Origin of the sequence: Streptomyces sp. HSW2009 (assembly GCF_040240285.1) — a bacterium.
Taxonomy (GTDB): domain Bacteria; phylum Actinomycetota; class Actinomycetes; order Streptomycetales; family Streptomycetaceae; genus Streptomyces.
On the sequence record NZ_JBEHZD010000044.1, the window covers coordinates 1 to 25,974 of the forward strand.

24 protein-coding genes and 3 pseudogenes are annotated in these 25,974 nt (G+C 73.5%); 13 read left to right on the forward strand and 14 right to left on the reverse strand.

All coding sequences use genetic code 11. The annotated features are described in order from the left end of the window. Window positions 1–1,671 (reverse strand): SpoIIE family protein phosphatase (locus tag AAHZ94_RS05890; protein WP_349991114.1); only part of this gene is annotated, 1,671 nt, incomplete at its 3' end. Between the two features lie 134 nt (window positions 1,672–1,805). Between AAHZ94_RS05890 and AAHZ94_RS05895 the strand changes: the two are divergent. Together AAHZ94_RS05895 and AAHZ94_RS05900 are read left to right on the forward strand one after the other, a co-directional pair. After that, window positions 1,806–2,273 (forward strand): annotated as a pseudogene (locus tag AAHZ94_RS05895) (MBL fold metallo-hydrolase); the annotation flags it as partial. Between the two features lie 118 nt (window positions 2,274–2,391). Further along, window positions 2,392–3,606, forward strand: a complete 1,215-nt coding sequence (locus AAHZ94_RS05900) for an ABC transporter substrate-binding protein (protein ID WP_349991116.1) — start codon at window positions 2,392–2,394, stop codon at window positions 3,604–3,606. A 190-nt stretch (window positions 3,607–3,796) separates the two neighbouring features. On the opposite strand, the gene AAHZ94_RS05905 is transcribed toward AAHZ94_RS05900, so the two are convergent. Together AAHZ94_RS05905 and AAHZ94_RS05910 are read right to left on the reverse strand one after the other, a co-directional pair. Then, window positions 3,797–4,168, reverse strand: a complete 372-nt coding sequence (locus tag AAHZ94_RS05905; RefSeq protein WP_349991117.1) for a VOC family protein — start codon at window positions 4,166–4,168, stop codon at window positions 3,797–3,799. A gap of 261 nt (window positions 4,169–4,429) precedes the next feature. Then, window positions 4,430–5,830, reverse strand: coding sequence for an MFS transporter (locus AAHZ94_RS05910; protein WP_502964585.1), 1,401 nt, complete (start codon window positions 5,828–5,830; stop codon window positions 4,430–4,432). Between the two features lie 308 nt (window positions 5,831–6,138). Here AAHZ94_RS05910 and AAHZ94_RS05915 point away from each other — a divergent pair. The 5 genes and pseudogenes from AAHZ94_RS05915 to AAHZ94_RS05935 all read left to right on the forward strand — a co-directional run. After that, a pseudogene (locus AAHZ94_RS05915) lies at window positions 6,139–6,543 on the forward strand (winged helix-turn-helix transcriptional regulator); the annotation flags it as partial. A 269-nt stretch (window positions 6,544–6,812) separates the two neighbouring features. Next, entirely contained in the window at window positions 6,813–8,303 is a 1,491-nt protein-coding gene (locus AAHZ94_RS05920) for an MFS transporter (RefSeq protein ID WP_349991119.1), read from the forward strand. 72 nt (window positions 8,304–8,375) lie between these two features. Further along, on the forward strand, window positions 8,376–9,257 hold the full coding sequence (locus AAHZ94_RS05925) for a class I SAM-dependent methyltransferase (RefSeq protein ID WP_349991121.1): 882 nt from the start codon (window positions 8,376–8,378) through the stop codon (window positions 9,255–9,257). Window positions 9,258–9,518: 261 nt separating this feature from the next. Further along, window positions 9,519–9,821, forward strand: coding sequence for a hypothetical protein (locus tag AAHZ94_RS05930; protein WP_349991123.1), 303 nt, complete (start codon window positions 9,519–9,521; stop codon window positions 9,819–9,821). A gap of 585 nt (window positions 9,822–10,406) precedes the next feature. Further along, the gene (locus AAHZ94_RS05935; protein ID WP_349991124.1) at window positions 10,407–11,327 is read left to right on the forward strand and encodes an RNA polymerase sigma-70 factor; all 921 of its coding nucleotides are present in this window, start codon (window positions 10,407–10,409) and stop codon (window positions 11,325–11,327) included. A 235-nt stretch (window positions 11,328–11,562) separates the two neighbouring features. Here AAHZ94_RS05935 and AAHZ94_RS05940 read toward each other — a convergent pair whose 3' ends face one another. Continuing rightward, entirely contained in the window at window positions 11,563–11,895 is a 333-nt protein-coding gene (locus AAHZ94_RS05940; RefSeq protein WP_349991126.1) for a cupin domain-containing protein, read from the reverse strand. An 83-nt stretch (window positions 11,896–11,978) separates the two neighbouring features. On the opposite strand from AAHZ94_RS05940, the gene AAHZ94_RS05945 reads away from it, so the two are divergent. Then, window positions 11,979–12,929: a GlxA family transcriptional regulator gene (locus AAHZ94_RS05945; RefSeq protein ID WP_349991128.1), complete on the forward strand. Its 951-nt coding sequence runs from the start codon at window positions 11,979–11,981 to the stop codon at window positions 12,927–12,929. 51 nt (window positions 12,930–12,980) lie between these two features. Here AAHZ94_RS05945 and AAHZ94_RS05950 read toward each other — a convergent pair whose 3' ends face one another. Together AAHZ94_RS05950 and AAHZ94_RS05955 are read right to left on the reverse strand one after the other, a co-directional pair. Next, the gene (locus AAHZ94_RS05950) at window positions 12,981–13,892 is read right to left on the reverse strand and encodes a glucose 1-dehydrogenase (RefSeq protein WP_349991129.1); all 912 of its coding nucleotides are present in this window, start codon (window positions 13,890–13,892) and stop codon (window positions 12,981–12,983) included. A 107-nt stretch (window positions 13,893–13,999) separates the two neighbouring features. Then, window positions 14,000–14,839, reverse strand: a complete 840-nt coding sequence (locus AAHZ94_RS05955; RefSeq protein ID WP_349991131.1) for a helix-turn-helix transcriptional regulator — start codon at window positions 14,837–14,839, stop codon at window positions 14,000–14,002. A 218-nt stretch (window positions 14,840–15,057) separates the two neighbouring features. Here AAHZ94_RS05955 and AAHZ94_RS05960 point away from each other — a divergent pair, with 218 nt between their 5' ends. Next, on the forward strand, window positions 15,058–16,194 hold the full coding sequence (locus AAHZ94_RS05960) for a methyltransferase domain-containing protein (RefSeq protein ID WP_349991132.1): 1,137 nt from the start codon (window positions 15,058–15,060) through the stop codon (window positions 16,192–16,194). A 68-nt stretch (window positions 16,195–16,262) separates the two neighbouring features. On the opposite strand, the gene AAHZ94_RS05965 is transcribed toward AAHZ94_RS05960, so the two are convergent. The 3 genes and pseudogenes from AAHZ94_RS05965 to AAHZ94_RS05975 form a co-directional block, all read right to left on the reverse strand. Next, window positions 16,263–16,655 (reverse strand): hypothetical protein, encoded by a 393-nt coding sequence (locus AAHZ94_RS05965; RefSeq protein WP_349991134.1) that lies wholly within the window; start codon window positions 16,653–16,655, stop codon window positions 16,263–16,265. A gap of 384 nt (window positions 16,656–17,039) precedes the next feature. Then, window positions 17,040–17,427 (reverse strand): annotated as a pseudogene (locus AAHZ94_RS05970) (helix-turn-helix domain-containing protein); the annotation flags it as partial. 128 nt (window positions 17,428–17,555) lie between these two features. Next, window positions 17,556–18,191 carry an NAD(P)-dependent oxidoreductase gene (locus AAHZ94_RS05975; RefSeq protein WP_349991135.1) on the reverse strand — a complete coding sequence of 212 codons (636 nt, stop codon included), beginning with the start codon at window positions 18,189–18,191 and terminating at the stop codon, window positions 17,556–17,558. Window positions 18,192–18,293: 102 nt separating this feature from the next. On the opposite strand from AAHZ94_RS05975, the gene AAHZ94_RS05980 reads away from it, so the two are divergent. After that, window positions 18,294–18,707, forward strand: coding sequence for a winged helix-turn-helix transcriptional regulator (locus AAHZ94_RS05980; RefSeq protein ID WP_349991136.1), 414 nt, complete (start codon window positions 18,294–18,296; stop codon window positions 18,705–18,707). Window positions 18,708–18,732: 25 nt separating this feature from the next. On the opposite strand, the gene AAHZ94_RS05985 is transcribed toward AAHZ94_RS05980, so the two are convergent. The 5 genes from AAHZ94_RS05985 to AAHZ94_RS06005 form a co-directional block, all read right to left on the reverse strand. Continuing rightward, complete coding sequence (locus AAHZ94_RS05985; RefSeq protein WP_349991138.1) at window positions 18,733–18,975, reverse strand: hypothetical protein; 243 nt, start codon at window positions 18,973–18,975, stop codon at window positions 18,733–18,735. A 190-nt stretch (window positions 18,976–19,165) separates the two neighbouring features. Next, complete coding sequence (locus tag AAHZ94_RS05990) at window positions 19,166–20,425, reverse strand: alpha/beta hydrolase (RefSeq protein ID WP_349991140.1); 1,260 nt, start codon at window positions 20,423–20,425, stop codon at window positions 19,166–19,168. A gap of 481 nt (window positions 20,426–20,906) precedes the next feature. Further along, a complete protein-coding gene (locus AAHZ94_RS05995) occupies window positions 20,907–21,581 on the reverse strand; it encodes a response regulator (RefSeq protein ID WP_349991141.1) in 675 nt (224 codons plus the stop codon). Next, entirely contained in the window at window positions 21,578–22,963 is a 1,386-nt protein-coding gene (locus tag AAHZ94_RS06000; protein WP_349991143.1) for a sensor histidine kinase, read from the reverse strand. Before AAHZ94_RS06000 ends, AAHZ94_RS05995 begins: the two co-directional genes overlap by 4 nt. 440 nt (window positions 22,964–23,403) lie before the next feature. Next, on the reverse strand, window positions 23,404–23,943 hold the full coding sequence (locus AAHZ94_RS06005; RefSeq protein ID WP_349991145.1) for a TetR family transcriptional regulator: 540 nt from the start codon (window positions 23,941–23,943) through the stop codon (window positions 23,404–23,406). Between the two features lie 236 nt (window positions 23,944–24,179). On the opposite strand from AAHZ94_RS06005, the gene AAHZ94_RS06010 reads away from it, so the two are divergent. The 3 genes from AAHZ94_RS06010 to AAHZ94_RS06020 all read left to right on the forward strand — a co-directional run. After that, window positions 24,180–24,593, forward strand: a complete 414-nt coding sequence (locus AAHZ94_RS06010; RefSeq protein ID WP_349991147.1) for a PPOX class F420-dependent oxidoreductase — start codon at window positions 24,180–24,182, stop codon at window positions 24,591–24,593. Window positions 24,594–24,703: 110 nt separating this feature from the next. Next, a complete protein-coding gene (locus AAHZ94_RS06015) occupies window positions 24,704–25,528 on the forward strand; it encodes an SDR family NAD(P)-dependent oxidoreductase (RefSeq protein WP_349991148.1) in 825 nt (274 codons plus the stop codon). A gap of 145 nt (window positions 25,529–25,673) precedes the next feature. Further along, the coding region (locus tag AAHZ94_RS06020; RefSeq protein ID WP_349991149.1) for an MBL fold metallo-hydrolase at window positions 25,674–25,974 on the forward strand (301 nt) is incomplete at its 3' end.

Here is a 25,974-nt window from a genome sequence, read left to right on the forward strand (position 1 = left end):
ATCCGGTAGACCGCCGGCTCCCGGTAGGCCCGGGGCCGCCGGTGCCCCGCCGCCCGCCACTGACGCGCCGCCGCCCGCATCCCGTACGCCGCCCGTTTCCGGTACTTCCGGTTCGTCTGGTGCTTCCGGTACGTCGCGGCCGGCCGGAGTCGGGGCGGCGACGTCCCGGGGCCGTTGCGCACCGTCGCCGGGGCGCTCCGGCTGGCCGGTGGTGCCAGCGTCCGCCGCGATCGGGGCGGCGATGTCCTGGGGCCACTGCGCACCGTCGCCCGGGCGCTCCGGCTGGCCGGCGATACCAGCCTCCGCCCCGGTCACCGGCGCGGTGCTGATCGGGCGCGGCTGCGCCCCGCGGGCCGCGGGCAGCTCCCACCACGGCCCGGCAACGGCGCCACCTGTGCCAACACCGGCAGCACGGGTCGCTCCCGCACCGGCCGCGTCCGTGCCAGCGCCAGGGCCAGCAGGCCCGAGGTCGTACGGACCCGCCACACCCTGGCCAGCACCCCCGGAGCCGCTACGGCACCCGGCCCTCCGAACGACCACACGCGCACCGGCCGGCGCTCCCCACGCGTTCACCCCGTCAGCACCCTCGCCCCTGCCAGCCCCATCCGTCTCGTCAGCCCCCTCGCTGTCGTCCGTGTCGTACGGCACCAACTCGCCGTACAGCAGGGACAGGAAGCGCGACTCGCCCGGGCCCTCCGCAGCCACGGCCGATGCGGCGGCCTCCACGGCCTTCTCGCCCAGCGTGCGGTTGAGCCGGTCCAGGACCTCGGTGACGCCGTAGCCCTCGCGGGCGAGCAGTCGCAGCACCGGGCGGACCAGGCCGGTGACGACCGCCGCTTCCAGGCCGTTGCCGCACACATCGCCCAGTGCGAAGCACCAGCGGCCGTCGCCGGCGGGGAAGACGTCGTAGAAGTCGCCGCCGGCCGGGGTGTCACCGGTCGGCTCGTAGACCACCGCCGTCTCCATGCCGGGGATCGACGCCAACGCGCTGGGCAGCAGGCTGCGTTGGAGCATCTGACTGATGTGCACCTGCCGGGTGTACTCGCGCGCCGACGCCACCGCCAGGGCGACCCGGCGTGCGAAGTCCTCGCAGAGCGTGGCCACTTCGTCCGGGATGCGGGTCAGACCGCTGCGGCCGATCAGCAGGGTGCCGACCGCGTGGCCGCCGGTGACCAGTCCGCAGGCCAGGGCCGCGCCGGAGGTCCCGTACGCGGACGAGCCGCCGGGCCACGGCCAGGCGACCGCGCGGTCATGGGCCGCGGTCGGCAGCCGGGGAGCCTCGCGGCCGAGCAGGTGCCGCAGTTCCGCCAGTCGGTTCTCGCTCGCGTGCCAGACCCAGGGCGCGCTGGGCCCGGTCTTCGGGTTGTCCAGCCACACCGCGCACCAGTCGGCCAGCCGTGGCACCAGGAGTTGCCCGGCCAGCGACGCGACCTTGCCCTCGTCGAACTCGCCGGCGAGCAGTTCGGACGCCTCGGCCAGGAAGGTCGGGGCACCGTGCGTGAGCCAGCCGGGGGCGCTGCCGGGGCGGGCGGGCCGGTGCGGCGCGGGCGCCAGGATCTCCGCGGTCCGCAGATCGGCGGGGGGCGGCCAGCCGTCGTCCGCCGCGCCCACCACGTCCGCCGCCCGCTGCGGATGCGGCGCCCCGTCAGCACCGGCCACTACCTGCGTCACCGGCAGCCGGAACCACACCGATTTGCTGGTCCTGCGGTACGTGGTCCCCCAGGACTCGGCGATGGTCCCGACCAGCCGCAGCCCGCTGCCGCCCCGGGGCCCGGCCTCGCCCTCCCCCGCACCGTCCGGCGCGCGATGACGTGGCCCTGGTGGTCAATTGCCATCTGCATTTCGATCATTGCGGGGGGAATCCACTGCTGGCCGGAAAGCCCGTTCTGGTGCAGGACGTGGAATTGGCTGCGGCCCGGCAGGACGGATACACCTTTCCGGAGCTCGTGGACTTTCCCGGTGCCACGTACGAGGAAATCACCGGCGAGGTGGAGGTATGGCCGGGAATGTGGGTGATTCCCACGCCGGGGCACACCCCGGGGCACCAGTCGTTGGTGGTGCGGCAGGGGGACGGGGCGGTGGTGGTGCTCGCCGGGCAGGCGTATGACAGCGCTTCGCAGTTCGCGGCCGGGCAGTTGGCCCGGCGGGCAGCGCTGGACGGGGTGGAACGGCCGCTTCCGGCGTACCGGCCATGGCTGGATCGGCTCGCCGACTTCGACCCGCGGCGGGTGCTCTTCGCTCATGACGCTTGTGCGTGGGAGCCGACACGGTAGGGGCGGGCCGGGGGCCGGCGGGTGGCGAAAACCAGTTGCCCGGCGGCGGGGGGCTGGTTGCAATGACCGGTATGGGGGCGCGGGTGTGCCCGCCGTGGCGGGATGAGGGTGGGATCGGATGAATGCGTACGAGCGGACTTCGCCGCTGCCGGAGTCGGAGCGGGAGCCGGGGGCGGGGGTGGGGGCGGCCCTGGGGTCCGAGTCGGGGGCGGAGGCTGTTCCCGGGTTGGTTTCGGCCGCGGGGGTGGGGTCGGCCGGTGGCGCCGGGCCCGTACGGATCGGGGCGCTCGCCCCGTTGAGTCCGCCCGGTTGGGTCGAGGCGGGGCGGCACCTCGTCGCCGGGCTTGAGCTCGCTGTCGCCGAGGTCAACCGTGCGGGCGGGATCGGCGGGAGGCCGCTGGAACTGGTCGTGCGGGACACCGCGGCCGATCCGCAGCGGGCCGTCGCGGCCGTGGACGAGTTGGCCGGGCTGGGGGTGGCCGCGCTGGTGGGCGAGTACCACAGCGTCGTCGCGCGCTCCGCCGCCGCCCGGGCCGCTGCGCTGCGGCTGCCGTTCCTGTGCACGTCAGCGGTGCGCGACGCGCTCACCGAGCAGCCGACGGACTGGGTCGCGCGGCTCGCGCCGCCGCAGTCCCGCGGCTGGCGCGTCTTCGCCGACTTCCTCTTCGACACCGGCCACCGGCGCATCGCCGTGGTCGCCCAGCCCAGCGTCTACTGGGCGGCGGGCACCCGCATCCTCCGCGACCACTTCGCGACCCGCGGCGGCACCCTCGTCGAGATCGACGCGGATGCGCTCGCCCCCGCCGAGGTCTGCGACCGCCTCGCCGAGCAACGGGTGACGGCCGCGTTGCTGCTGGTCGGGCTGCCCGCGCCGGCCGTGCCGATCGTACGGGCCGTCCGCCGTGACCCGCGCCTCGCCGAGGGGGTGCTCGGCGCGCCGGCCGGGCAGCCGGAGTTCGCCGAGTGGGCGGCGTCGCTCGGCGCTGACGGCGCCGCCGTACCGTTCCTGCGCTACCTGCCCGAGCACCTCGGCCCGCTCGGCCTGCGGGTCGCGGCGGTCCTGCGCGAACGACTGGCCGCCGCGCCCTCGTTCGTCGCGTACGAGGGGTACGACGCGATCCACGTCCTCGCGGAGGTGCTGCGCACGCACGGTACGGAGCGGGCGCGCGTCGCCGGGGCCTGGCCGCGGGTCGCCGTCGCCGGCACCCGGGGAACGATCCGCTTCGCCCGCACCCCGGGCGGCAGCGTCTGGCAGTGGCCCGACGCGCCGATCCAACTCGCCGACCGCGATCCGGCGGGGCCCGAGGGGTTTCGGGTGCGGCACGTTGGCTGAGTGGGGGTCGGCTGAGTGGTGGGTGGGTTGAGCGGGGCGTTGGTTGGGGCGTGGCGTCCGGTGGGCGGGGGCCGGTGGGCGGGTGGCCGGGGTGTGCGGTGGGAGGCGTGGGACTGCGTGGCCTCGGCTGCTCTCGGTCTGCGGCCCGCTGGTGGGGTGGCGCCGGGGCCGCTCCGGGCAGATCCCGGCGTTACTCCTGGCAGATGCAGAACGGGTGGCCGGCCGGGTCGGTCAGGACGCGGGCGCGGGCCGGGTCGTGCGGCTGGTGGGCCGGCTTGCCCGCGCCAAGTCGGCGGAGCGCGGCTTCCGCCTCGTCCAGGTCGGGGACGTCGAAGCAGATGTGGAGCTGTTGCGGCACGGTCTGGTCGGGCCAGCGCGGGGCGCGGTAGTCGGTGACGCGCTGGAAGCCCATGAGAAGCCCGTCGGTACGGGTCAGCCCGGCGAACTCGGCGTCCGACTTCGGGTGCGGCGCGAACCCGGTGGCCTCCTGGTAGAACGCGGCCAGGGCCAGCGGATCGGGGCAGTCCAGCGTGATCGCAGCCAGCTTCATCCGTAGGGACATGCACGCCTCCGGGGCGGTCGGGTTCGGGGTGGGGCGGGTCCAGCCATTGGGGTTGGTTGGGGCCGCGGTGCCGGTGGGATCACCCAGCCTAGGCGCGGCTGCCCGTACCCCCACAGCCCCCTTGCTACGCCGCCCCACAGCCCTCTCGCCACCCGGCCCCTCGCTGTCCCGTCACCCCAGGACCGACCGCGGCCGAGACTCCGTTCTCGCGTCACCCACCCACCCGCCCCACCAATCCGGGGCGCGCCCCGCCCCGGACGCCTACGCCGCCGTCGCGCCCTTCTCCTCCTCGGGCGTCGCCGAATCTCCCTTCTCCCGCGGAGAGTTGACCGTACGGAGCGCCACCGCCGCGACCACGAGCGCGGCGATGACCAGGCAGGCGCCGATGCGGAAGGCGAGTTGGTAGCCGGCGGTGAGGGCGGCGGGTTCGGGCGTGCCGGTGGCCAGCAGGTCGTCCGTGCGGGAGATGGCCAGCGTGCTGAGGACGGCGAGGCCGAGGGCGCTGCCAACTTGCTGGACGGTGTTGAACAGGCCCGAAGCCAGGCCCGAATCGGCGGGTGTGGCGCCCGACATGGCGAGCCCGGCGAGTGCGGGCATCGCCAGCCCGAAGCCGGCGCCGAGCGGCAGCGTCGCGGGGAGTACGTGGCTGGCGTACGCCCCGCCCGGGGAGACCTGGCCGAGCAGGCCGAGGCCGACGGCGATCAGGGCGAGGCCGGCGAGCAGCGCGGCCCGGGGCCCGTACCCGCCGATCAGGCGCGGGGCCAGGAACAGCGACATGCCGCCGATCAGTACGGCCACGGGCACGATGCCCAGGCCCGTACGGACCTCGTCGAAGCCGAGTACCTGCTGCATGTACAGGACCGCGAAGAACTGGAAGCCGAACAGGCCGGAGATGAGCAGGACGTGCGTGCCGAGCGCGCCGGTGACGGTGCGGGAGCGGAACACCCGCGGCGGCAGCAGCGGGTCCGCCGCCCTGGCCTGGCGCAGTGCGAACGCCGCCAGCAGGACGAGGGCGCCCGCGCCGAGGCCGAGCGTGCGGGCCGATGTGGCGCCCCGCTGGGGCACCTCGACGATCGCGTACACGGCCAGCATCAGCGCGAGCGTGATCAGTACGGCGCCCCGGGCGTCGGTGCTCCGGCCGCGGCCCGTACCGGACGCGGGGGCGATGCGGCGGACGGCCAGTGCGAGGGCGGCGGCGCCGATCGGCACGTTGACGATGAAGATCCAGTGCCAGCCGACGGTCTGTGCCAGCACGCCGCCCAGCAGCAGGCCGAGCGCGCCGCCGGCGGACTGGACGAAGCTGTAGACGCCGATGGCCTTGGCGCGCTCGCGCGGCTCGGTGAACATCGTCACCACCATGGCGAGCGTGACCGACGAGGTCACGGCGCCGCCCGCGCCCTGGAGGAAGCGGGCGACGAGCAGCGGCGGCGCGTTCTGCGCCAGGCCGCACAGCAGCGAGGCCGCCGTGAAGACGGCGAGGCCGGTGACGAAGACGCGCTTGCGGCCGAAGAGGTCGCCGAGGCGTCCGGAGAGCAGCAACAGGCCGCCGAACGGCAGCAGATAGGCGTTGATCACCCAGCCCAGGCCGGCCGGCGAGAGGTCCAGGCTGTGCTGGATGGACGGCAGGGCCACGTTCACGATCGTGCCGTCCAGGATCACCATCAATTGGCCGGTGCAGAGGATGGCGAGGGCGAGCCAGCGGGAGGTGGGGTTGGTGGGGACGGTTGGAGTGGCTGAGCTGGTAGGGCCTGTTGGGCTGGCGGGGGTAGCTGGGGTGGCCGAATTGGTGGGGCCGGTGGAGTCAGTTGGGCCGGTGGGGTCGGTGGGGCCAGCGGCGCGCGGGGCCCGGGACTTCGGGGAGGTCCGCGAGGAGATCTGCGGGGACATGGAGCAGCAGCCTCTCTAAGGTGCGTCTTTGTTACTAGGCCCATCCTGTGTAACCATCGCAATCCGCGGAAGGAGGCACTTTTATGTCCCGTAGTCACACCGGTGTCACGACGGGGGAGACGGAAGAGGGCAACCCGGCGTGTTCGGTGGTCGAGGTGTTGGACCGGGTCGCCGGCAAGTGGGCCATCGGCATCCTGATCGCTGCCGCACACGGCCCGGTCCGCTTCAGCGAGTTGGAGCGCGGCATTACAGGCATCAGCCGCCGCATGCTCACCCTGAACCTGCGCAAGTTGGAGCGGGAGGGGTTGTTGGTGCGCACGGTGTACCCGACCGTGCCGCCCCGGGTCGAGTACGCCTGCACCGAGATGGCGCTCGAACTGAACGAGACGCTGCTCTCGCTGGTCGGCTGGGCCGAGCGCCACAGCGAGGACATCGCCCATGCCCATGCGGCGTACGACGCGGAGCGGGCGACGGCGGGGGAGGGTGCGCCGAGGGAGGGGGCGCCGGGGGAAGCCGTGTCGGGGGGAGCCCCGGCAAGGGTCGGCCCGCCGCGGGAGGTTGAGGTGGTTGAGGTGAGGGCGGGCGCGGCCGGCGCCCCATCCGCTCCGGCTGGCGCCCCATCCGCTCCGGCTGGCACCCCGTCCGCCCTGGCGAGCACCCCGTCCGCCCCGTCCGCTCCGGCTGGTGCCCTATCCGCCCCAGTGGGCACCCCGTCCATCCCGGCAGGTTCATCGGTCGGCCGCGCCACCCCTCCGCGGTGAAGGCGCGCGTCCGTTTCCTCGACACCCGTCCGCTCCGCGCCAACCGGGCCTTCCGCGAGCTGTGGATCGGCACCTCGGCCTCCCAACTCGGCGCCCAACTCGCCACGGTGGCCGTACTCGCCCAGGTCTGGGAGCTGACCGGGAGCCCGGTGGGCACCGGTGCGATCGGGCTCGCCACCGGGCTGCCGATGATTGCGTTCGGCCTGGTCGGCGGGGTGCTGGCGGACGCCGTCGACCGCCGTACGGTGGTACGGGCCACCACCTTCGGCCAACTCCTGGCCGCCTTCGCGCTCGCCGCGCAGGCGCTGGCCGGCAACCGCAGCGTGCTGCTCCTCCTCGTCCTGGGCGCCGCCGAGGCGGCCTGCGCCGCGCTCGGCGCGCCCGCCCGGCGCACCTTCCCGGTGCGGCTGCTGCCGGCGGACCAGGTGGCCGCCGGCCTCGCACTTGCCAATGTGTCCTTCCAGGCCGCCATGTTGGCGGGCCCCGCGCTCGCCGGGGTGGTCATCGCTCAGTGGGGCCTGTCCGCCGCGTACGCCGTCCAGGCCGGGGCGGTCGTGGTCGCGCTGCTCGCGGTCTTCCGACTGCCGTCGATGCCGCCGGTGCGGTCCGCGGGTGTGGGTGGGGGAGAGGGGGCGGGCCCCGGGGCAGCCGCGGGCGCAGACGTAAGCGCAACCACGGCTAAGGGCGCAGCCACAGCCGCGGGCGCGGCGCGGCGGTGGCGGTGGCGGTGGCGTCCGGAGCGTGGTGGGTGGCGGGTGTTGTGGCGCCGCCCGGTGCTGTGGGGGTGTCTGGCCACCGATCTGGCGGCCACCTTGCTGGCCATGCCGATCGCGCTGTTTCCGCTGGTCAACGAGGAACGGTTCGGCGGCAATCCGCGTACGCTCGGACTCTTCCTGTCGGCCGTCGCGGTGGGTGGCATCGTGGCCGGGCTGCTGTCCGGCACGGTGACCCGCTGGCGCCGCAGCGGCCTGGTGCAACTGACCGCGGCCGGCGTCTGGGGCCTGGCCCTGGCCGGCTTCGGGCTCGCCGGGCCGCTGTGGCTGGCGCTCGGCCTGTTGGCCGTGGCCGGCGCGGCGGACACCGTATCGGTCGTCACGCGCAGCACGGTCGTCCAGTTGGAGACCCCGGACGCCTACCGCGGCCGGGTCTCCTCCGCGGAGCATGTGAGCGGCGTCGCCGGACCCCATCTTGGCAACTTCCGCGGCGGAGCCGTCGCTTCGGCGACCTCCGCACCGTTCTCCCTGGTCACCGGCGGCCTGCTCGCGACCCTCGCGATAGTGGCGGTGGCCGCGGCCAATGCGCCCCTGCGCGGCTACCGGACGCCGGGGGCGGCGCCGAAGGAGGGGGCGGCAGGGACGGTCGGGGTGACTGGGGCGGCTGAGGTGTCCGGGGTGCGGCAGGCGGCTGGGGCAGCCGGTGCGGCCGGTGCGGGACCGGCCGATGCCGGGGCACCCGCCGCCGGCCCGGGCCCGACCGAGGCCCTGTGAGGGCCCCGGCCCCGGGCGGCGCTCGGGGCCGGAGAACGGGAGAACAGGAACAGGAACCAGCAGGAGGACGAGATGGGCCCGACCCGTGACGCGGAATTCGAGTCGGAGTGGGAGTGGGACGAGACGCTGTTCCTGGGTGCCGCCCCCTACTCCCGGCGCGGGCGGCTGCCGTACGCGCCGGGGCTGGCCGCTGCGCTCCGTACCGCGTTGGGGCTCGACGGGCGGGGCCGGCTGCTCGACGTGGGGTGTGGGCCCGGCACCCTGGCCCTGCTGCTGGCGGGGCACTTCGCCGAGGTCGTCGGGGTCGATCCGGACGCCGGGATGCTCGCCGAGGCGGAACGCGCGACGGCCGAGGCCCCACCGGCGTCCCGGGTGCGCTGGGTACGCGCCAGGGCCGAGGAACTGCCGACCGGCCTCGGCCAGTTCGACGTGGCGGTGTTCGGCCAGTCCTTCCACTGGATGGAGCGCGCTGCGGTCGCGGCGGACGTCCGGGCCAGGCTGCGGCCCGCCGGGGTGCTGGTGCACGTGTCGGACCTGAAGGGCGAGAACCGTCCGGTGGCCGACCTGCCGCACCCCGCGGTGCCGCGGGCCGCGATCGACGCGCTGGTCAGACGCTATCTGGGCGCGGTACGCCGGGCCGGCCGCGGGTCGCTGCCGCGGGGCACCCCGAGCGGCGAGGCAGCCGTCTTCCGGCGGGCGGGCTTCACCGGACCGCGCCGCCTGACCGTGCCCGGTGGGCAGGGGTTGCAGCGTTCGTACGACGACGTCGTGGCGGGGGTGTTCGCGCTGTCGTCCTCCGCTCCGCACCTGTTCGGCGCGCGGCGCGCCGAGTTCGAGGCGGAGCTGCGGCACCTGTTGGGCGAGACCGCCCCGGCGGGACTCTTCTCCGAACGGCAGCCCAGCACCGAGGTGTTCCTCTGGGAGAACGGCGCGGCCGGGGCGGTGGGCGGCTGAGTCGCGCGCGGCGCGTACTGCCCTGACCGGCGCCGCACCGTGTACTGCCCCGACCGGCGGCGCGGCGCGTACCGCCCTGACGGCCGCACGTCGCGTACCGCCCTGACCAGCCGCGCGCCGCGCGATCCGCCTCCCTCGTCGCTGACCCGCGGACGGTGGCGGAATAAGCCATTCCGTAAGATCTTCCGGTCCGGTGCCGGGCGTTCCGTTCGCGGCGCCCGTGCCGGGCGCATCTGCACCAACGGAAACGGGAGAGAACACATGAAGCGCGTCATACGCGCCCTGGGCGCCGCGTCCGCCACCGCGGTCTTCGCCGGCGGACTGCTGGTCGCCGTGCCGAACTCGGCCAGCGCCAACGACTACGGCTACACCTGCAAGAACTGGAAGGTCGGCAGCTCCAGCTGGTCCGCCGACTGCCATGTGACGCGCGGCAAGGCCCGTACGACGACCGACTGTTCCAACAAGACGCACTACGGCGACTGGGTCGGCAAGGGCTACTGGAAGTTCGAGGGCAAGTGCGGCAAGTACGCGCTGCGGGCGCACTCCGTGGAGTGGAAGAAGTAGTCAACTCCTTGTATTTCATTGCCTTGCATTCCCTTGCCGCGTAATGCAATGCAATGCGTCGCACCGCACCGGCCCGTGGTCCTGGGGACCGCGGGCCGGTGGGGCGTGTGGGGCGGGGGCGGGCCGGGCGGGAGGCGGGCCCCGGTGCGGCCCTGACTGGCCTGATGTCACAGCACGGCCGGCTGGTTCGTCTGAAGATGGAGAGCCGAACCATGCAGGGTGGAGCGTGCGGCGCGGAGGCGGGAGGACGAGGGGCATGCGGGTGTGCGTGACGGTCGGGGGTACGGGGCGGCCGGCCCCACCACCGGAGCCGGGCTGGCCGGACCACGAGCGGGACCGGTACGACCACGGGATGCAGCAGCACCACGGCCCGGACGGGAACCAGCGCCGGGCCCTGCCCGGGAAGCGCCACCGGGCCCGCCCCGAGCCCGGAACGCGGACCGGAACCCGGCCCGAGCCCCGGCCGCAGGCCGACTCCGGGCGGGGGCCGCAGAACGACCCCGAACCCCCGCCGCAGACCGAGCCCAAGCCCCGGCCGCAGGCCGAGCCTCACCGCGCCGAACCCCCTCGCCGGGAGGCGGCCGTATGACGCGGGTGGAGGAGTTCGAAGAACTGCGGCCGATGCTGTTCGCCATCGCCTACCGCATCCTGGGCAGCGTCAGCGAGGCGGAGGACGCGGTCCAGGAGACCTGGTTGCGCTTCGCGAACTCCGCGACCGAACCGAAGTCGACCCGTTCGTACCTGGCCACCGTGGTCACCCGGATCTCGATCGACGTGCTGCGCTCGGCCCGGGTGCGGCGCGAGTCGTACGTGGGCCAGTGGCTGCCGGAGCCGCTGCTGACCGACCCGTACGAGGACCCGGAGCGCTCGGCCGAACTGGCCGACTCGGTGTCGATGGCGGCGCTGTTGCTGCTGGAGCGGCTGAGCCCGCCGGAGCGTGCGGTGTTCGTGTTGCGGGAGGTCTTCGGGTTTGGATTCGCCGACGTGGCAACGGCCGTTGGCAAGTCGCCCGCGGCGTGCCGACAGCTCGCCGTGCGGGCCCGGCGCCACATGGAGGAGGGCCGGCCCCGGTTCGCCGCGGACCGCCGGGAGTGGGAGGAGTTGGCGGATCGCTTCTTCGACGCGTTCCGGGAGGGCGATCTCGACGGGTTGCGCGAACTCCTCGCCGCCGACGTGCAGATGTTCGGCGACGGCGGCGGCAAGGCACCGCAGTGGCGGCCGATCCACGGCGCCGAGCGGGTGGCCCGTACGCTCACGTCGCTCATCAAGCTGTTCACGCAGATGGGGTGCGTGGTCGAGCCGCAGCAGGTGAACGGCGAGCCGGGCGCGATCTTCCGGGACCGCACCGGCCTGGTCATCAACATCCTGGCGATCGACATCAACGACGGCCGCGTCCAGGCCATCCGCTCGGTGATCAACCCGGACAAGCTGCACCACGTGGGCCCGGTGGCCGATGCGTGGGCCATCGCCCGGGAGGCCAACCGCATCCGCCGCTCGACGGGTTGAGCGAAGCCGGTGGCGCGGCGTTCCATGCGCGGTCCGGCGTTCCGCGCTCCTGCCTGTCCGGCCCGGCGCCCCGGCCCGGCGCCCCGGCCCGGCGCCCCGCGCCCGTACCCCCGGCGTGTCTGCCTCGTACGGCTCATACGCCTCGTACGCCTCGTACGCCTCGTACGCCGCGTACCCCGCCGTACCGGCGCGCGGGCGGCGGGTCGGGCCACCGCATACGGGGGCGCCGGAGTCGTCAACCTTCCGGGTAGAAGAGGAAGAGTTGGCAGCCATCGGTGGTCTGCGGGACGTGGGACGAGCCCGCGGGGGCGTGGATGAAGGAGCCGGCGGGGTAGTCGCGTTCGCCGTCGTTGAAGGTCCCGGAGATCACGTAGACCTCCTCGGGGCCAGGCTCGTGCACGTCGACCCCCTCCCAGCGGGTGCCCGGGTCCATCTCCAGCACATGGGCCTTCGCGCCGTTCGCGCCCCTCCACAGCGGGCGGGCCCGGATGCCGGGGAAGAGCTCGCGGACGGGGGCGTCGGCGATGTGCGTCCACACGTAGTCGGGGCTGTTCTGTGCTGTCGTCATGGCTCCAGCCTGCGGTGTTGCGCGCCGCGGGCCGAGTGTCAGAGATGACGTGGTGCGGTACTTTCCTGCCATACTCTCCTGCCATGCACCGCGTCGTGGCCCTGGTCCGCCCGCCCCAGTCGCCCTTCGAACTCGGCTGCGCGGTGGAGGTGTTCGGCCGCCCGCACCCGGACGTCCCGACCCGGTACGCGTTCGAGCTCTGTACGGAGCACCCGGGCCCGGTCGCGACGAGCGCCGGCTACACCATGGACGTCGCGGCCGGGCTCGCCGCGCTCGACCGGGCCGACACGGTGCTCGTACCGGGCTGGCCGCCGGGCGAGCAGGCGGCGTCGCCCGCGGTGCGCCACGCCCTCACGCGCGCGCACGCGCGAGGCGCCCGGCTGGTCAGCATCTGCTCCGGGGTCTTCGCGCTGGCCCACGCCGGCCTGCTGGACGGCCGGCGGGCCGCCGTCCACACGGCGCGGGCCGCGGAGCTCACGACCCGCTACCCGGCCGTCCGCGCCGATCCGCAGGTGCTGTACGCGGACCACGGCGACGGCGCCACCAGCGGGGGCGCCGGCGCCGGCATCGACCTCTGTCTGCACCTGGTGCGTAGCGACCACGGTGCCGGGTACGCGGCGCAGGTCGCCCGGCACCTGGTGATGCCGCCGCACCGGGAGGCCGGCCAGGTGCCGTACGCGGCGCCGCCGCACCCGCGGCAGATCGACGGCACGCTTGCGCCCCTGCTGGAGTGGGCGGCGCAGCGGTTGGCCGAGCCGCTGTCCGTCGACGACCTGGCCGCTCGGGCCGGCCTGTCGCCGCGCACCCTGGCCCGTAGGTTCACCGACCAACTCGGCACCAGCCCCGGCCACTGGCTGCTGACCCAGCGGATCGCCGCGGCCAGGGAACTCCTGGAGACCACGGATCTCCCGCTGGAGGCCGTCGCCCACCGTACGGGCCTCTCGTCGGCCACCAACCTCCGCCGCCGGTTCCGCACGACGCTCGACACGACGCCGGGCGCGTACCGCAGGGCGTTCCGGTCGGCGGTGGGGTGAGGGGCGCCGCCGACACCCCGCCCGCCGCTCGCGCCCGCCGGCCCACCGCGCCTACCAGGTCGTTCCCGGCACCGCCGCCACCAGGCCGCCGTCGATGATCAGGTCCTGGCCGGTGACGTACGACGCCTCGTCGGAGGCGAGGAAGGCCACGGCGCCGGCGACGTCGTCTGCGGTGCCGATCCGTCCGACGGCGATGTCGGCGACCACGTCGGCGTGCGCCTCGGGGGCGACGGCGGCGTGGAACATCGCGGTCTCGATGTAGCCGGGGCTGACCGAGTTGACCCGGATGCCGCGCGGCCCGAGCTCCGCCGCGAGGGTGTGCGCCAGGTTGTGCACGGCGGCCTTGCTGGCCGAGTAGAGCGCCCCGGCGGGCAGCCCGCGGTGCACCGTCCACGAGGCGTTGATCACGATCGCTGCCCCGTCGGCGAGCAGCGGGCGCACCTTGCCGAGGGTGAAGAAGACGCCCTTCACGTTGATGTCCATGACCCGGTCGTACTCGGCCTCGGTGACCTCGTCGGTCGGCTGGAAGGAGGCGACGCCGGCGTTGGCGAAGACGACGTCGAGCCGGCCGAACCGGGTACGGACCGCCTCCGCCAGCGCATCGAGGTCCGGCAGGTGGGCGACGTCGCCGCGGACCGCGAACACCCGCTCGGCGCCGCCGAGCTCCGCCACCGCGGCCTCCAGCCGCCCCGCGTCCCGCCCGGTGATCACCACCGAGGCCCCCTCGGCCACCAGCCGCCGCGCGACGGCCAGCCCCATCCCGCTGCTCCCCCCGGTGACCAGCGCGACCTTCCCGGTGAACCGCGCCCCCGAAGCGGGCCCGGCGCCCCGCGTGCGCCGGCCGCCGGACGTGCTCTGCGCGGGCCGCGTGCTCGAAGTCTGCTGTGTGTGCTGCGTCTGCTGTGTGTGCTGTGTGTGCTGTGTGTGCTGCGTGCGCTGTGTGTGCTGTACGTGCTCTGCCATGCGGCGAGCCTGCCAAGGCCGCGTACGGGGAAACAGTGCGCAGCTATCCAGGGCCTGCCACCACCACCTTCAGGCGCCGCCCGCAGCCACACCCTCAGCCACCACCTTCAAGAAATGCCCAGCTCACGGGTGAGCCGGGCGTAGGTGTCGGTGCCCGGGCGCGGGTTGTAGAGGACCAGGTGCCACTGCGGCCGGTCGGTCACGGTGAGCGTCGTGGTGTCGAACAGCAGCTCACCGGCGTCCGGATGGTGCACGGCCTTCCTGGTGGGCCGGTGGCTGCCCACCTCGTGGCGCTCCCACAGCGCGACGAACTCCGGGCTCACCGCACTGAGGTCGGCCACGATCCGGGCGAACTCCGGGTCGCCGGGGAAGTGCGCCGCGTCGGCCCGGAAGTCGGCCACCACGGCCGGCGCGATCTGCGCCCACTCGGCCTCGTGGGCGCGGTAGCGGGCGCTGGTGAAGAAGGTGACCAGACAGTTGTGGTCGCCCTCGGTGAAGCCGAGCAGCGCATCGGCGGCGGCGTTGCGGGCGATGATGTGCCAGTGCCGGTCCTGCAACATCGCCGGCCGCGGCGACCAGGCGTCCAGCACGTCCCGCAACTCCGCCGGCACGGCGTCCTCGCGCGGCCCGCGCGCGGGCGGCGGATTGAGGCCGGCCAGCAGGTACAGGTGCGCCCGCTCCGGCTCGGCCAGCCGCAGCGCACCGGCGATCGCGTCCAGCACCTCGGCCGACACGTTGATGCTGCGCCCCTGTTCGAGCCAGGTGTACCAGGAGACCCCCACCCCGGCGAGCACGGCCACCTCCTCCCGCCGCAGCCCCGGGGTCCGCCGCTTCCCGACCGCGGCCATCCCCACCTCACCCGGTGTGAGCCGCGCCCGCCGCGTCCGCAGAAACGCACTCAACTGCTCACGCCGCATCCGCGCGTCCGTCCCGGGGTGGCTGGCCATACGCCATGGTAGGCACGGGGGTGGGTGGGGGCCGGATGGTGTGGGTGGGCCGGCTGGTACGTACGGGGGGCTGGCCGCCGGGCGGGCCCGCGGAACCTCGCAACTGCTCACCGCACAGGTCTGGTTCGGCCAGCGATGGGGCGGTAGCCGCGTAACCTCCCAGGCGCGTATAACGGTCGGTGACTCGACGGCTACATGATGAAACCGAGGGGGTCCGCATGGCGCGTACCGCGCATCAGGACGACGCATGGGCGGCGGCGTTCCGGGACGTGCCGCGATCGGCCTTTCTGCCCGAGCTGATGTGGCCGTTCGACATGGGCGCCGGTCGGAGCGTCGCGGTCAGTGCGGCGGAGGAGCCGGCCGAGTGGGCGCGGTGTGCGGCTGCCGACGTGCCGATCGTCACGCAGTGGGACGACGGCGAACACGTGGGGGACGCGCCGGGGACCGTGTCCACCAGCTCCGCCTCCATGCCGAGCGTGGTCGTCGGCATGCTGCGTGACCTGGACGTTCGGCCCGGCCACCGGGTGTTGGAGATCGGCACGGGCACCGGCTGGAACGCGGCGCTGCTGGCCCACCGGGTGGGGCCGCGGAACGTCGTCACGGTGGAGGTGGACGAGGCCGTGGCGGCGACGGCGCGCGCGGCCCTGGAGCGCTTCGGCGCGCCCGTCCGCGTCGTGCGCCGGGACGGTCTCCTGGGGTGCGCGGAGGCGGCTCCGTACGACCGGACCATCGCCACCTGCGGACTGCGGTCCGTGCCCTTCGCCTGGGTGGAGCAGAGTCGGCCCGGCGCGGTGATCGTCGCGCCCTGGGGGACCCACTTCGGCAACGGCGACGCGGTGGCCAGGCTGGTCGTCGCCGCCGACGGGCGGAGCGCGTCCGGGGCGTTCACCGGCCCGGTCGAGTTCATGAAGCTGCGGGCGCAGCGCCTGCCGCCCGTCCAGCACGACGCGTACGTGCCGCGCAGCGTGGCCGACGGCGACGAGTCGGCCAGCGCCGTCACCGAGGAGCGGTTCGTGTCGGGCCGGTTCAGCGCCCAGCAGTTCGCGCTGGGGCTCCAGGTGCGGGACTGCTGCCACGTCGTCGCGGCGAAGGAGGACGGGGCGCGGCCCGTCTGGTTCTACGGGCTGACCGACCGTTCGTGGGCGTGCGCGCAGTTCCGCGACGGGGCGCGGACGCGCGTGTGGCAGCAGGGGCCGCGCCGGCTGTGGGACGAGACGGAAGCCGCCCTGCGCTGGTGGGAGGGGCAGGGCCGGCCCGGCTTCGAACGCTTCGGCCTCACGGTGGACGCGGAGGGCGAGTGGGCGTGGTGGGGGGCGCCTGATCGGCGGGTTCCGGATCGGCGGGTACGGGTCTGACCGGGGGGGTTCGAGCTCGCGCGTACGGGCCTGACCGGCGGGTTTCCACCGGGGCAGGGTGCGCCGGGTCAGAGTGCGCCGGGCTTGCGCTTACGGGCCGGACCCGGCGCGTTCCCGTCGGATCGGCGGGTGCCGGTCCGTTCCGGTTCGCGTTGCGCGGGCGAGGTGTGGGGGCAGGGGGCGGGGTGGGTACCGGGGGGGGGGGGGGGGGGGGCGCCCCCCCCCCCCCCCCCCCCCGGCGGGCGGCCGCCCCCCCCCCCCCCCCCCCCCCCCCCCCCCCCCCCCGCGGGCCCCCCCCCCCCCCCCCGGGGCCCGGGCCGCCCCCGGGGTGCGGGGCCTGGTGGGGGGGCGTGCGGGGCCTGGTGGGGGGGCTTGGGGCCGGGGGTGCGTCGCTCAGTCGCGGGCGTCGTCGGCCGGGGTTGACGCGGCTCCGGCGTCTGCTGCCCGCTGCCGCTGCGCATCGCGGGAGCCGCTGGCCCTCGATGCGTCGGCGTCGCGACCCGCGTCGCCAACGTCGGCGCCCGCCGGTGGAGTTGGTCTTGGTGGCCCTGCCACCGCATCCGCGGAGGCGTCGTACGGGGCCGGGTCGGGGCCCGCGGCCGGGTCGGAAAGCGGGCCTGCGCTGGGCTGGGGGCCACGGTCGGTGGCACCGGCTATGCCCCCACCGGGCGCGACGTCCGGAGTGCGGCCGGGGGCGGGTGTGGCGTACGGGGCGGAGGGCGGCGCTGCGGTACCGGCGGCCGTGACGGGCGGAGCTGCGGCGAACGTCGCCGCTCCGCCGGCCGGCGCCGCTCCACTAGCCGGCGCGTCGCCGCCAGCCGCGGCGGCGGAGCCCCCGAACCCCGCGGGCCGGCCGGGCCCCGGGCCGGCGGTCGGCTGCGCGGGGCCGATGCCGTTCTCCTTGCGGAAGGACTCGTAGATCTGGAGCAGCACCTGCTTCTGCCGCTCGGTCAGCGTCGGATCGGTCAGGATCGCGCTGCTGACCTCGGCCTCGGCCCGGTCCCGCGCATCGAGGATGCCGGCCTGCACGTACAGCGTCTCGGCCGAGATCCGCAGCGCCTTGGCCAACTGTTGCAAGATCTCGGCACTCGGCTTGCGCAGCCCGCGCTCGATCTGACTGAGGTACGGATTGGACACCCCGGCGGCGTCCGCGAGCTGCCGCAGGGAGAGCTGCGCGGTACGCCGCTGCTCCCGCAGAAACTCGCCGAGGTTGCCGACGTTCAGTGCTCCCATGTCTGCGATGCTGCCTCGCCTTGCTAACTTTTGCAAGCGAGGTGCTTGCAGGAGTGGGGGTGGGGTGGCTGGTGGAGGCCGGGGGCGGGCCGGATGATCAACGTCCTGCCTCTGAAGCACCCGCTGGATCAGGCCCCTTCGACACCGACATGCGTGCGGTGGTGACGAGGGGTGTCGATCTCATCGAGCAGGGCCATCGCGAAGTCGCCGTGGGAAATGCGACTGGCCATGTTGACGTCTGCCGTGGAGTATCGGCCAGAGCCCGCACCGGCATGATCGAAATCACCAGCCGGACTGATGATCAACCAGTCAAGGGGAGTCACCGCGGCACGCAGCACCGATGTCCCGGCCGCATGGCCAAGGCAGAGGGGCCGGTACTCCTTCGGAAAGCCAGAAGCGTCCATCAAAGGCGTCCCCTCAGTGGTCTCCAGTGTTGCCGCCAGGCCGACAGCGACCAACCGGCCCACCCCCGCTCGCGCCAGCCCATCGAGGAGAGCGCGGGCCGCGGCTGTGAAGAAGACGTCCGGCTGGGCGCCGGCGTCGTATGCGGCCATGATCGCCGCATCATGCCCGGCCGCGAGATCGGCAACAGCGTCCGTGTCAGTGACATCACCGCTCACCAGACGGACTCCCGCACCTTCCATGTCCGGGTACCTGGACGCGTTCCGGACGACTGAAGTGACGTGGTGCCCCCGGCGGAGAGCCTCACCCACAGCCGCCCGTCCGACTCGCCCGCCTGCACCGAAAACAAGGACCTTGCCCATGGATTACCTCGCTCGCGCCTCAAGGAGATCTGTCCGCTGACATGCCCAAGCAAGGTAGCCACACTCATGGTTACCTCCTGGATACCGCACTACGGTGGCACTGTGACCAAGCCCCTGGACCCAGAGATGTTCGACCCGCTCTGCCCCTCTGACCTGGTGCCTTTCCGCGTGGGGGACAAATGGGCCGGGATGATCATCCAGTGCCTTGAGGACGGTCCCCGCCGGTTCTCCGAACTACGGGTCCCACTACGGAACATCACGGCCAAGGTGCTCACACAGTCCCTCCGGGCCCTGGAACGTGACGGCTTCATCGTCCGAACGGTCCACTCCGGACCCGCTCGCCACGTCGAGTACGAACTCACCTCGCTCGGCCGGAGTCTCCTTGACCTGCTCGCCGCGGCACGCACCTGGGCAGAGGCACACCTGGACGAACTCATCGACGCCCACGAAGCGCACCACCCGCCGGCCGAGCCGGCAGACACGACCCCGTGCCCAAGGCCAGACACCTCATCTTGACCGAGACAGAATCTCCAGAAGCGTCTCACTCAACTGAGGCACCCCAGGTCAGCGCATCATCTGCGTTCTCCGGGGGCTCCGCGTTCCGAGTCGTCGCCCGGCGGAAGGTGGTCTCTGGGTTGGACTTGGTCGGGTCGTTGAGTGGCGGGTGTTCCTTGTCTGCTTCGGGAACGCTGGGGCCCCAACCGTCAGCGCTCACCGTGAGCGCGCCCGATCCGACCGCACCGGTGATGAGGAAGGCGACGCCTCCACGGCTGTAGAGGAACATGTTCGTCTCCCTTGCTCAGTTGTGGCCGTGTCCGTGGCCGTGGCCGGAGCCGTCGTTGTGGTTGTGGCTGCGTGATGTGGTTGCGCTTCTGGCGCCCCGCCGCGAGGCCCCGCCCAGAACCAAGGCGCCCCACTCCGGGGCCGGGCCACCCCGCAGGGCCCAGCCCCCCGCCCCAGCCCGCGCCCCAAGATCAACGCGCGTCCTCCGTCAGGAAATCCAGCAGGATCTGGCGGCTGGTCTGGGCGGTGAGGCTGCCGTACGCGTCGTCGAAGGCGTGTTCCGCGAAGGGGAGTTCCTCGACCTTGGCCTTGACGCCCTGCTCCTTGAGCGCGTCGCCGAAGTCGTGGACGGATTCGGGGCGGGCGCTGCGGTCGCGGTCGCCGACCACGAGCAGGGTGCGGGGCAGGCCGGGGCGGATGGTGGAGGTCGGGGACACCTCGCGGTAGCGGTCCGGGTACTGCTCGGGGGTGCCGCCGGTGAACAGCTCCGCCGCGTTGCGGGTGCCGGCCACATCGTCCTTCCACATCCGCGTGACGTCGGTGCTGGGGTAGAAGCCGACCACGGCGGCCGGGGGCTTCGGGGTGCTGCCGTCGGGAGCCTTGATCGCGCCGTCGTGCAGGCGGTACGCGGCGTTCATCGCCAGGGTGCCGCCCGCCGACATGCCGCCGAGCGCGATCCGCTCGTCGTCGACCCCGTACGCGTCGGCGTTCCGCTGTACCCAGCCCAGCGCGGACACCAGGTCCTGCGGGGCCTTGTCCCAGGTGGGGCGGTCGGGGGTGGCTAGCCGGTAGTCGACGGCGAAGGCCGCGACGCCGTGGTCGGCGAGCCAGCGGCCGGTGCCGCGCAGGTCGCTCTTGTCGAAGGTGTGGAAGCCGCCGGAGTGGGCGAGCACGACCGCCGGGGTCTTCTCGCCCGGGGCCCGCTTCGGCAGGTACGCGTCCACGCGCAGCGGCTCGCCGCCGGGGCGCGCGTACGTCTTCGTCGCGTCCGGCTTCGCCGCCGGGTAGCCGAGTTCGGTGAACACCTGGCCGAAGGAGACGTCCACGCCGGCCTCGTGCGCGGCCCGGAACTGGATTCCGCCGATGGTCAGCGCCCCCAGCGTGCACAGCGACGTGATGACGGTGACCGTACGGCCCCAGCGCACCAGCCCGGCCCGCCAGGCCAGTACGGCGAGCGCGGTCGCCACCAGCGCGACCGCGGCGATGTGGAACGGGTACTGCCCGCCGAGCACCGGCCCGATCACCCCCGCCTTGGGAATCGCCGGGACGTACGCGCCCAGGACGATCGCGAGGACCAGGAACGCGAGGAACGAGGCCAGGACGGCGGACGCGACCCGCAGGACGCGGAGCAGTCGTCCCCGGAGCAGCCGGCCGCGGGCCGGTGTGCTGCGTACGGGTCCGCCGGGTACCGGTCCTTCGGGCGGTGTGGTGGGGCTGGTGTGGGTGGTCATGGCTGTGCTCCTGCAGTGGTGCGGGGGGACGGGGGCTTCGCTGCCCACGAGGCGTGGCGTGAGCCGTGGGGCCGCCCGATCAGCGTGCGGATCGGGCGAGGCCGGCCCGCACAGGGCGAGTTCGACCCGCGCAGGGCGAGTTCGCCCTACACGAGGCGAGTCCGGCTCACACAAGAAAGGTAGGAATCGGGCACCCGTGCCGGCCTCCCGCTGGGGAGCCAATCTGCCGCGTGGCTCTCAGGTAGGGGGCGGAGGGGAGGACTCGGGAAGCCCTCCCGGAAGCCCCGGGAACCCCAAAGGATTCAGGAGGACCTAGAGAGACCGGCAAATGCTCAGAAATGCCTGGCGATACCCAGCAATGCCAGGGAGCGCCGCGCGCCTTGCGCGGCCCACACGTCCTGCGCGGCCCGCGCCTCCCGCCTGCCCCGTACGACCGCTGCCCCGTACGACCGCTGACCCGTACGGTCACAGCCCCGTACGGTCACAGATCGGTGCGGCCGGGGGCCACCAGCCCCGTTTCGTACGCGAAGACCGCCGCCTGCGTGCGGTCCCGCAACTGGAGCTTCTGGAGAATGCTGCCCATATGGGTCTTGACGGTCTGCTCGGCGACGACGAGTTCGCCGGCGATCTCCGCGTTGGACAGGCCCCTGGCGACGAGGGTCAGCACCTCGGTCTCACGGTTGGTGAGTTCGTCGATCCGCACCTGAGTGGGGGCCTTCGGTGAGTTGCTCAGCCGGGAGAACTCGGTGATGAGCCGCTTGGTGATCTCCGGAGAGAGCAGGGCGTCGCCGGCGGCCACGGTGCGTACGGCCTCGGCGAGTTGGACCCCGGAGGCGTCCTTGAGGAGGAAGCCGCTGGCGCCGGCGCGCAGCGCCTCGTACACGTACTCGTCGAGGTCGAAGGTGGTCAGGACCAGGATCTTGGTGGGCAGGTCAGGCTGCCGGGTGATCTGGCGGGTGGCTTCGATGCCGTCGAGTCCGGGCATCCGGATGTCCATCACGATCACGTCGGGGCGTAGTTCCCCGGCCGCGGCCACGGCCTCCCGGCCGTCCACGGCGGTCGTGACCACGTCGATGTCGGGCTGGGCGCCCAGCAGTACCGAGAACGCTTCGCGGACCATCGCCTGGTCGTCGGCGATCACCACTCGGATCGTCATGCGGTGTCCTCCTCGTCTGGCTGGCGGGCGGTGGGGGGAGCCGGCCGGGCTGCTGGATCTGCTGGATCTGCCGGTGGGCTCGGGTCGCTCGGGGCCGCGGGCGTCGGCAGCAGGGCCACCACCTCGTAGCCGCCGTCCGGCGCGGGCGCGGCGGAGAGTTCGCCGCCGAGCATCGCGGCGCGTTCGCGCATGCCCAGGACGCCGTGCCCGGCGCCCGGCGACGGCTGGCCGGGCTGCTGCCCGGGGCCGTTGCGTACCCGCAGGTGAAGCGCAGTACGGGTGTAGTTGAGCTCGACACGGGTGCGGGCGCCGGGGGCGTGCCGCAGGGTGTTGCTGAGCGCCTCCTGCACGATCCGGTACGCAGAGAGCTCGACCCCTTCGGGCAGCGGGCGGCGGTCGCCCGAGGTCGTCGCCGTCACGTCGAGCCCGGCCCTGCGCACGCCGGCGAGCAGGTCGTCGAGCCGTTCCAGGGTGGGCTGCGGGGCCTCGGGGCCGCTGCCGGCGGGGCGGTCCTCGGAGCGCAGCACGCCGAGCAGACGGCGCAGTTCGGTCAGCCCCTCCAGGGCGCCCGCGCGGATGTCGGCCAGCGCCGCGACCAGCTCGGGGGGCGGGTCGGCGACCCGGTACGGGGCGGCGTCGGCCTGGATGGAGATGACGGACATGTGGTGGGCGACCACGTCGTGCAACTCGCGTGCGATGCGGGCGCGTTCCTGGAGGACGGTGCGGTGGGCCCGCTCCTGCGCCAGGGTCGCCTCCTGCTCCGCGAGCCGGCTGCGGACCTCCCTGACCCGGCGCACCCCGACCGCGGCGGCCATGACCAGGGCGAACTCCGCGAGCACGATCACCACGAAGCGCCAGGGCCACGTCCCGCCGCCGGCCAGTTGCAGCCCGAGCAGCAGGACGGCGCTCAGCAGCACGGTCTCGTACGTCACCCGTGGCCGGTTGCGCAGGGCGATGAGGAACAGCAGCCCGGCGTGTACGGACCACGCCCACCCCTCGTACGGGCCGAAGGACGCGCGGAGCGAGAACACCGGCAGTAGTACGAGCGACAGCCACCAGGCCGGCACCGGCCAGCGCAGTGCCACCACGAGCAGCGCCGCGTGGCCCATCCCGACGGGCCGCGCCGCGATGTCCTCGGTGCCGGGCCCGGCCGCGAACGCCCCCCCCGCGCCCACGGCGAGGTACGGCAGCCACCGCAGCGGCTTCGGCCCCGTCATGGGCGGCATGGGCTGCGGGGCCAGGGCGAACAGGTCCTCTCGTACGGTGCGGAGCGCTCGGCCGCGGGGCGCTTCGCCACTGGGTGCTCCATCGCGGGGCGCTTCGGTGCTGAGCGCTCTGCCGCTGGGTGCCCTGTGCGCCGTCTCCTTCTCGGCCCTGTCCATGTGGTCAGTATTGTCCAGATTGTTCATGGGGTGGCTCCCTGGTGATCGTGGGAGCCCGGTCGGGTGGTGGTTGCTGACGCTGGCCTTGCGGGTGGGTTTCCTGGCGGGCCTTCCGTCGGGTTTCTCGGTAGGTCTTCCGCCGGGTTTCCCGCTGGGGGCGTCGGGGACGCGGTCCGGTGGTTGGCCGGGGCGGTCCGGGTCGGCTCGCATTGCTCGCGTCAGCTCGTACCAGCTCCTGAGCCCGCCCCTCGGGCACTCGTCCGCAGACGAAGCTACCGAGCGGGGGCGCTGGTCGCCTCATGCTGTGGAGCCGTCTTCGATCTGGCTCTCAGGTATGAGGCATGAGGTGTGAGGGCGCGGGGTTGGCGTCGGGGTGGGGCGTGCGGGCGACCGACGAACAGCGGGGTGCGAACGGCCCGCCCGCGAGGGCGGGAGCCACCTCAGGCCGGCCCCAACCCCCCGACCAGGGATCGGGTCACCAGGTCCGCCCCCTGGGCCGTGGTCAGTTCCGGCATCTCGTGGGCGGCGATGTTCGTCAGGTGGACGAGGAGGGAGCGGGCCCAGCGGTCGGGGAGGTCCGTGCGGATGGTGCCGGCGCGGGCCGCTCGGGCCAGGAAGGCGTCGAGCTGTTCGAGCAGGGCGGCGAGGCGGGCCGCGACCGCCTCGTCCTGGACCTGTTGCAGGTCGACCGGCCACCGCCGGCTGGCGGCGATGATGCCCTCCGCGTACCGGTGCAGCGCCACCAGCACGGGCGCCTCGGCCAGCCGCGCCTCGGCGACGACCGCTTCGCAGGCGTCCAGCTTGGCCGCGTGGACGGCGGTCAGCAGGGCCTCGCGGGTGGTGAAGCGCCGGTAGACGGTGCGCCGGTCGACGCCCGCCGCCGTCGCGATCGCGGCGATGCTCGTACCGGGGTCCTGCGCCAGGAGGCGGGCCCCAGTCTGGAGGACGGCGTCCAGATTGCGTGCTGCGTCGGCTCTCATCGTCATCGGAGCATACGGACCGTGCGGAGCATTCGGACTGTGCGGAGCATTTGGACTGTGTGGGGCATGCGGACCGTGCGGAGCGCGCGGCGGGCTGAGGGTCGGGTGCGTGGGGCTCATGGGCCGGAATTCGCCCCATGGGGATTGCGGTTCACCGCTCAAGTGTCACATAGTTGTGGCTGTTGATCGGCTCGGTGCGTCCGCCGCCGAGGCGTCCCTCGTTCCTGGAGCCCTGCGTGAGCCCTGTCCACCTGTCGGAGAAACTGCAACGCGTCCTCGATTCCCGGGTCTTCGTCACCGTGGCGACCCTCCAACCCGACGGCAGCCCGCACCAGTCGGTGGTCTGGGTGGGGCGGGACGGCGACGACCTCTTCTTCGTCACCGGCGTCGACAAGATCAAGGTGCGCAACCTGCGCCGCGACCCGCGGCTGAGCGTGACGGTCAACCCGCCGGACGAACCGTACGGATACGCGGTGATCACCGGCGCCGCCCGCTTCGAAGGCCCCGGCAGCCGCGCGCGCATGGACGAACTGGCCGTCAAGTACACCGGCAAGGTCTACGCCGAGCACCACCCGGAGTCCTACGCCACGCTCCCCGAGCTGGTCACTGTCCGCGTCACCCCCGTGAAGATCGCGGCCCGGTTCCTATGAGGCGGGGTGAGGAAGAGCAGATGAGGCGGAGTGAGGAAGAGCAGACGAGAGGAAGAGCAGGCACGAGGAAGGGTGGGCGCGGGGATGAGCGCACACGAGAGCGGGGCGACGTGGTGAAGACGTATGTGATCACCGGCGGCACGGACGGCATCGGCAGGGCGCTCGCCGACATGTATCTGGACCGGGGGCAGGAAGTCGTGGTCGTCGGCCGCAACGCCGAGAAGGGGCGGGCGTGGCTCGACGCCGCGCGGCGCAGCGGTGCCGCCGGGCGGGCCCACTTCCTCCGCGCCGATCTGAGCCTGCTGTCCCAGACCAGGGCAGTGGTCAGCGAGATCAAAGCCGGTTTCGCGAAGATCGACGCCCTGGTGCTGTGCGCCCGGCACTTCAGGACCACGCGGCTGGTCACGCCCGAGGGGTTCGAGAACACCTTCGCGCACTTCTACCTCAGCCGCTTCGTCCTCAGTCACGGCCTCGCCGACCTGCTGGAACCCGCCCCCGCCCCGGTCATCCTGAACGTCGCAGGACCCGGCGGCACCGCGCCGATCCACTGGGACGACCTGCAACTGACCCGGAACTACGACGGGCAACGGGCGCTCGCACAGGGCGGGCGGCTCAACGACCTGCTCGCCGTCGCCTTCGCCGACGCCCGACCGGCGACGCGGGTGCGGTACGTCCTGCACGGCCCGGGCACGGTCCGTACCAGCTTCTCCGGCCAGTACACCCCGGAGGTGGCAGCACAGATCGAGACGATCCGCCGCTCGGCCCGCCCGGTCCACGAGGCGGCCACCACGATCACCCACCTCCTGGACACCCCACCCACCACCCGCCTCAGCGCCTTCGCACAGTCCACGCCGCTCAGTTCGGACGGGCCGTCGTTCGCGCTGGCGGACGCCCGGCGGTTGTACGCGCGCACGCGGGAGCTGTTGGGGGACTGAGGCCGGGGGCGCGGCCCCGTCGGCCCTCCGGCCGCTCCCCATCGGTCGGAGTTATCGGCCGGAGGTTGGGCTCGTGGCGAAAGTTTCTGAGGCGTGGGTGCCGGGGTGTCAAGGTCCTCGTATGGGGCGAGGAATGAGGGACGGTATGGACGTGCTGCGGCTTGATCTCGGGTATTTCGTTCGGCCAGCCGTGGAAGTCGGGGGCGAGGAGCCGCGGGTGGAGGCCGTGCTGGGTTATGTGGTGCGGCATCCGCGGGGTGTGGTGCTCTTCGATACGGGGATGGGGGCGGCCACGCCGGAGACCGAGGCGCATTACCGGCCGCGGCGGCGGGGGCTGGTGGAGGCGCTTTCCGGGGCGGGCATCGGGCTCGATGACGTGGCCCTGGTGGTCAATTGCCATCTGCATTTCGATCATTGCGGGGGGAATCCACTGCTGGCCGGAAAGC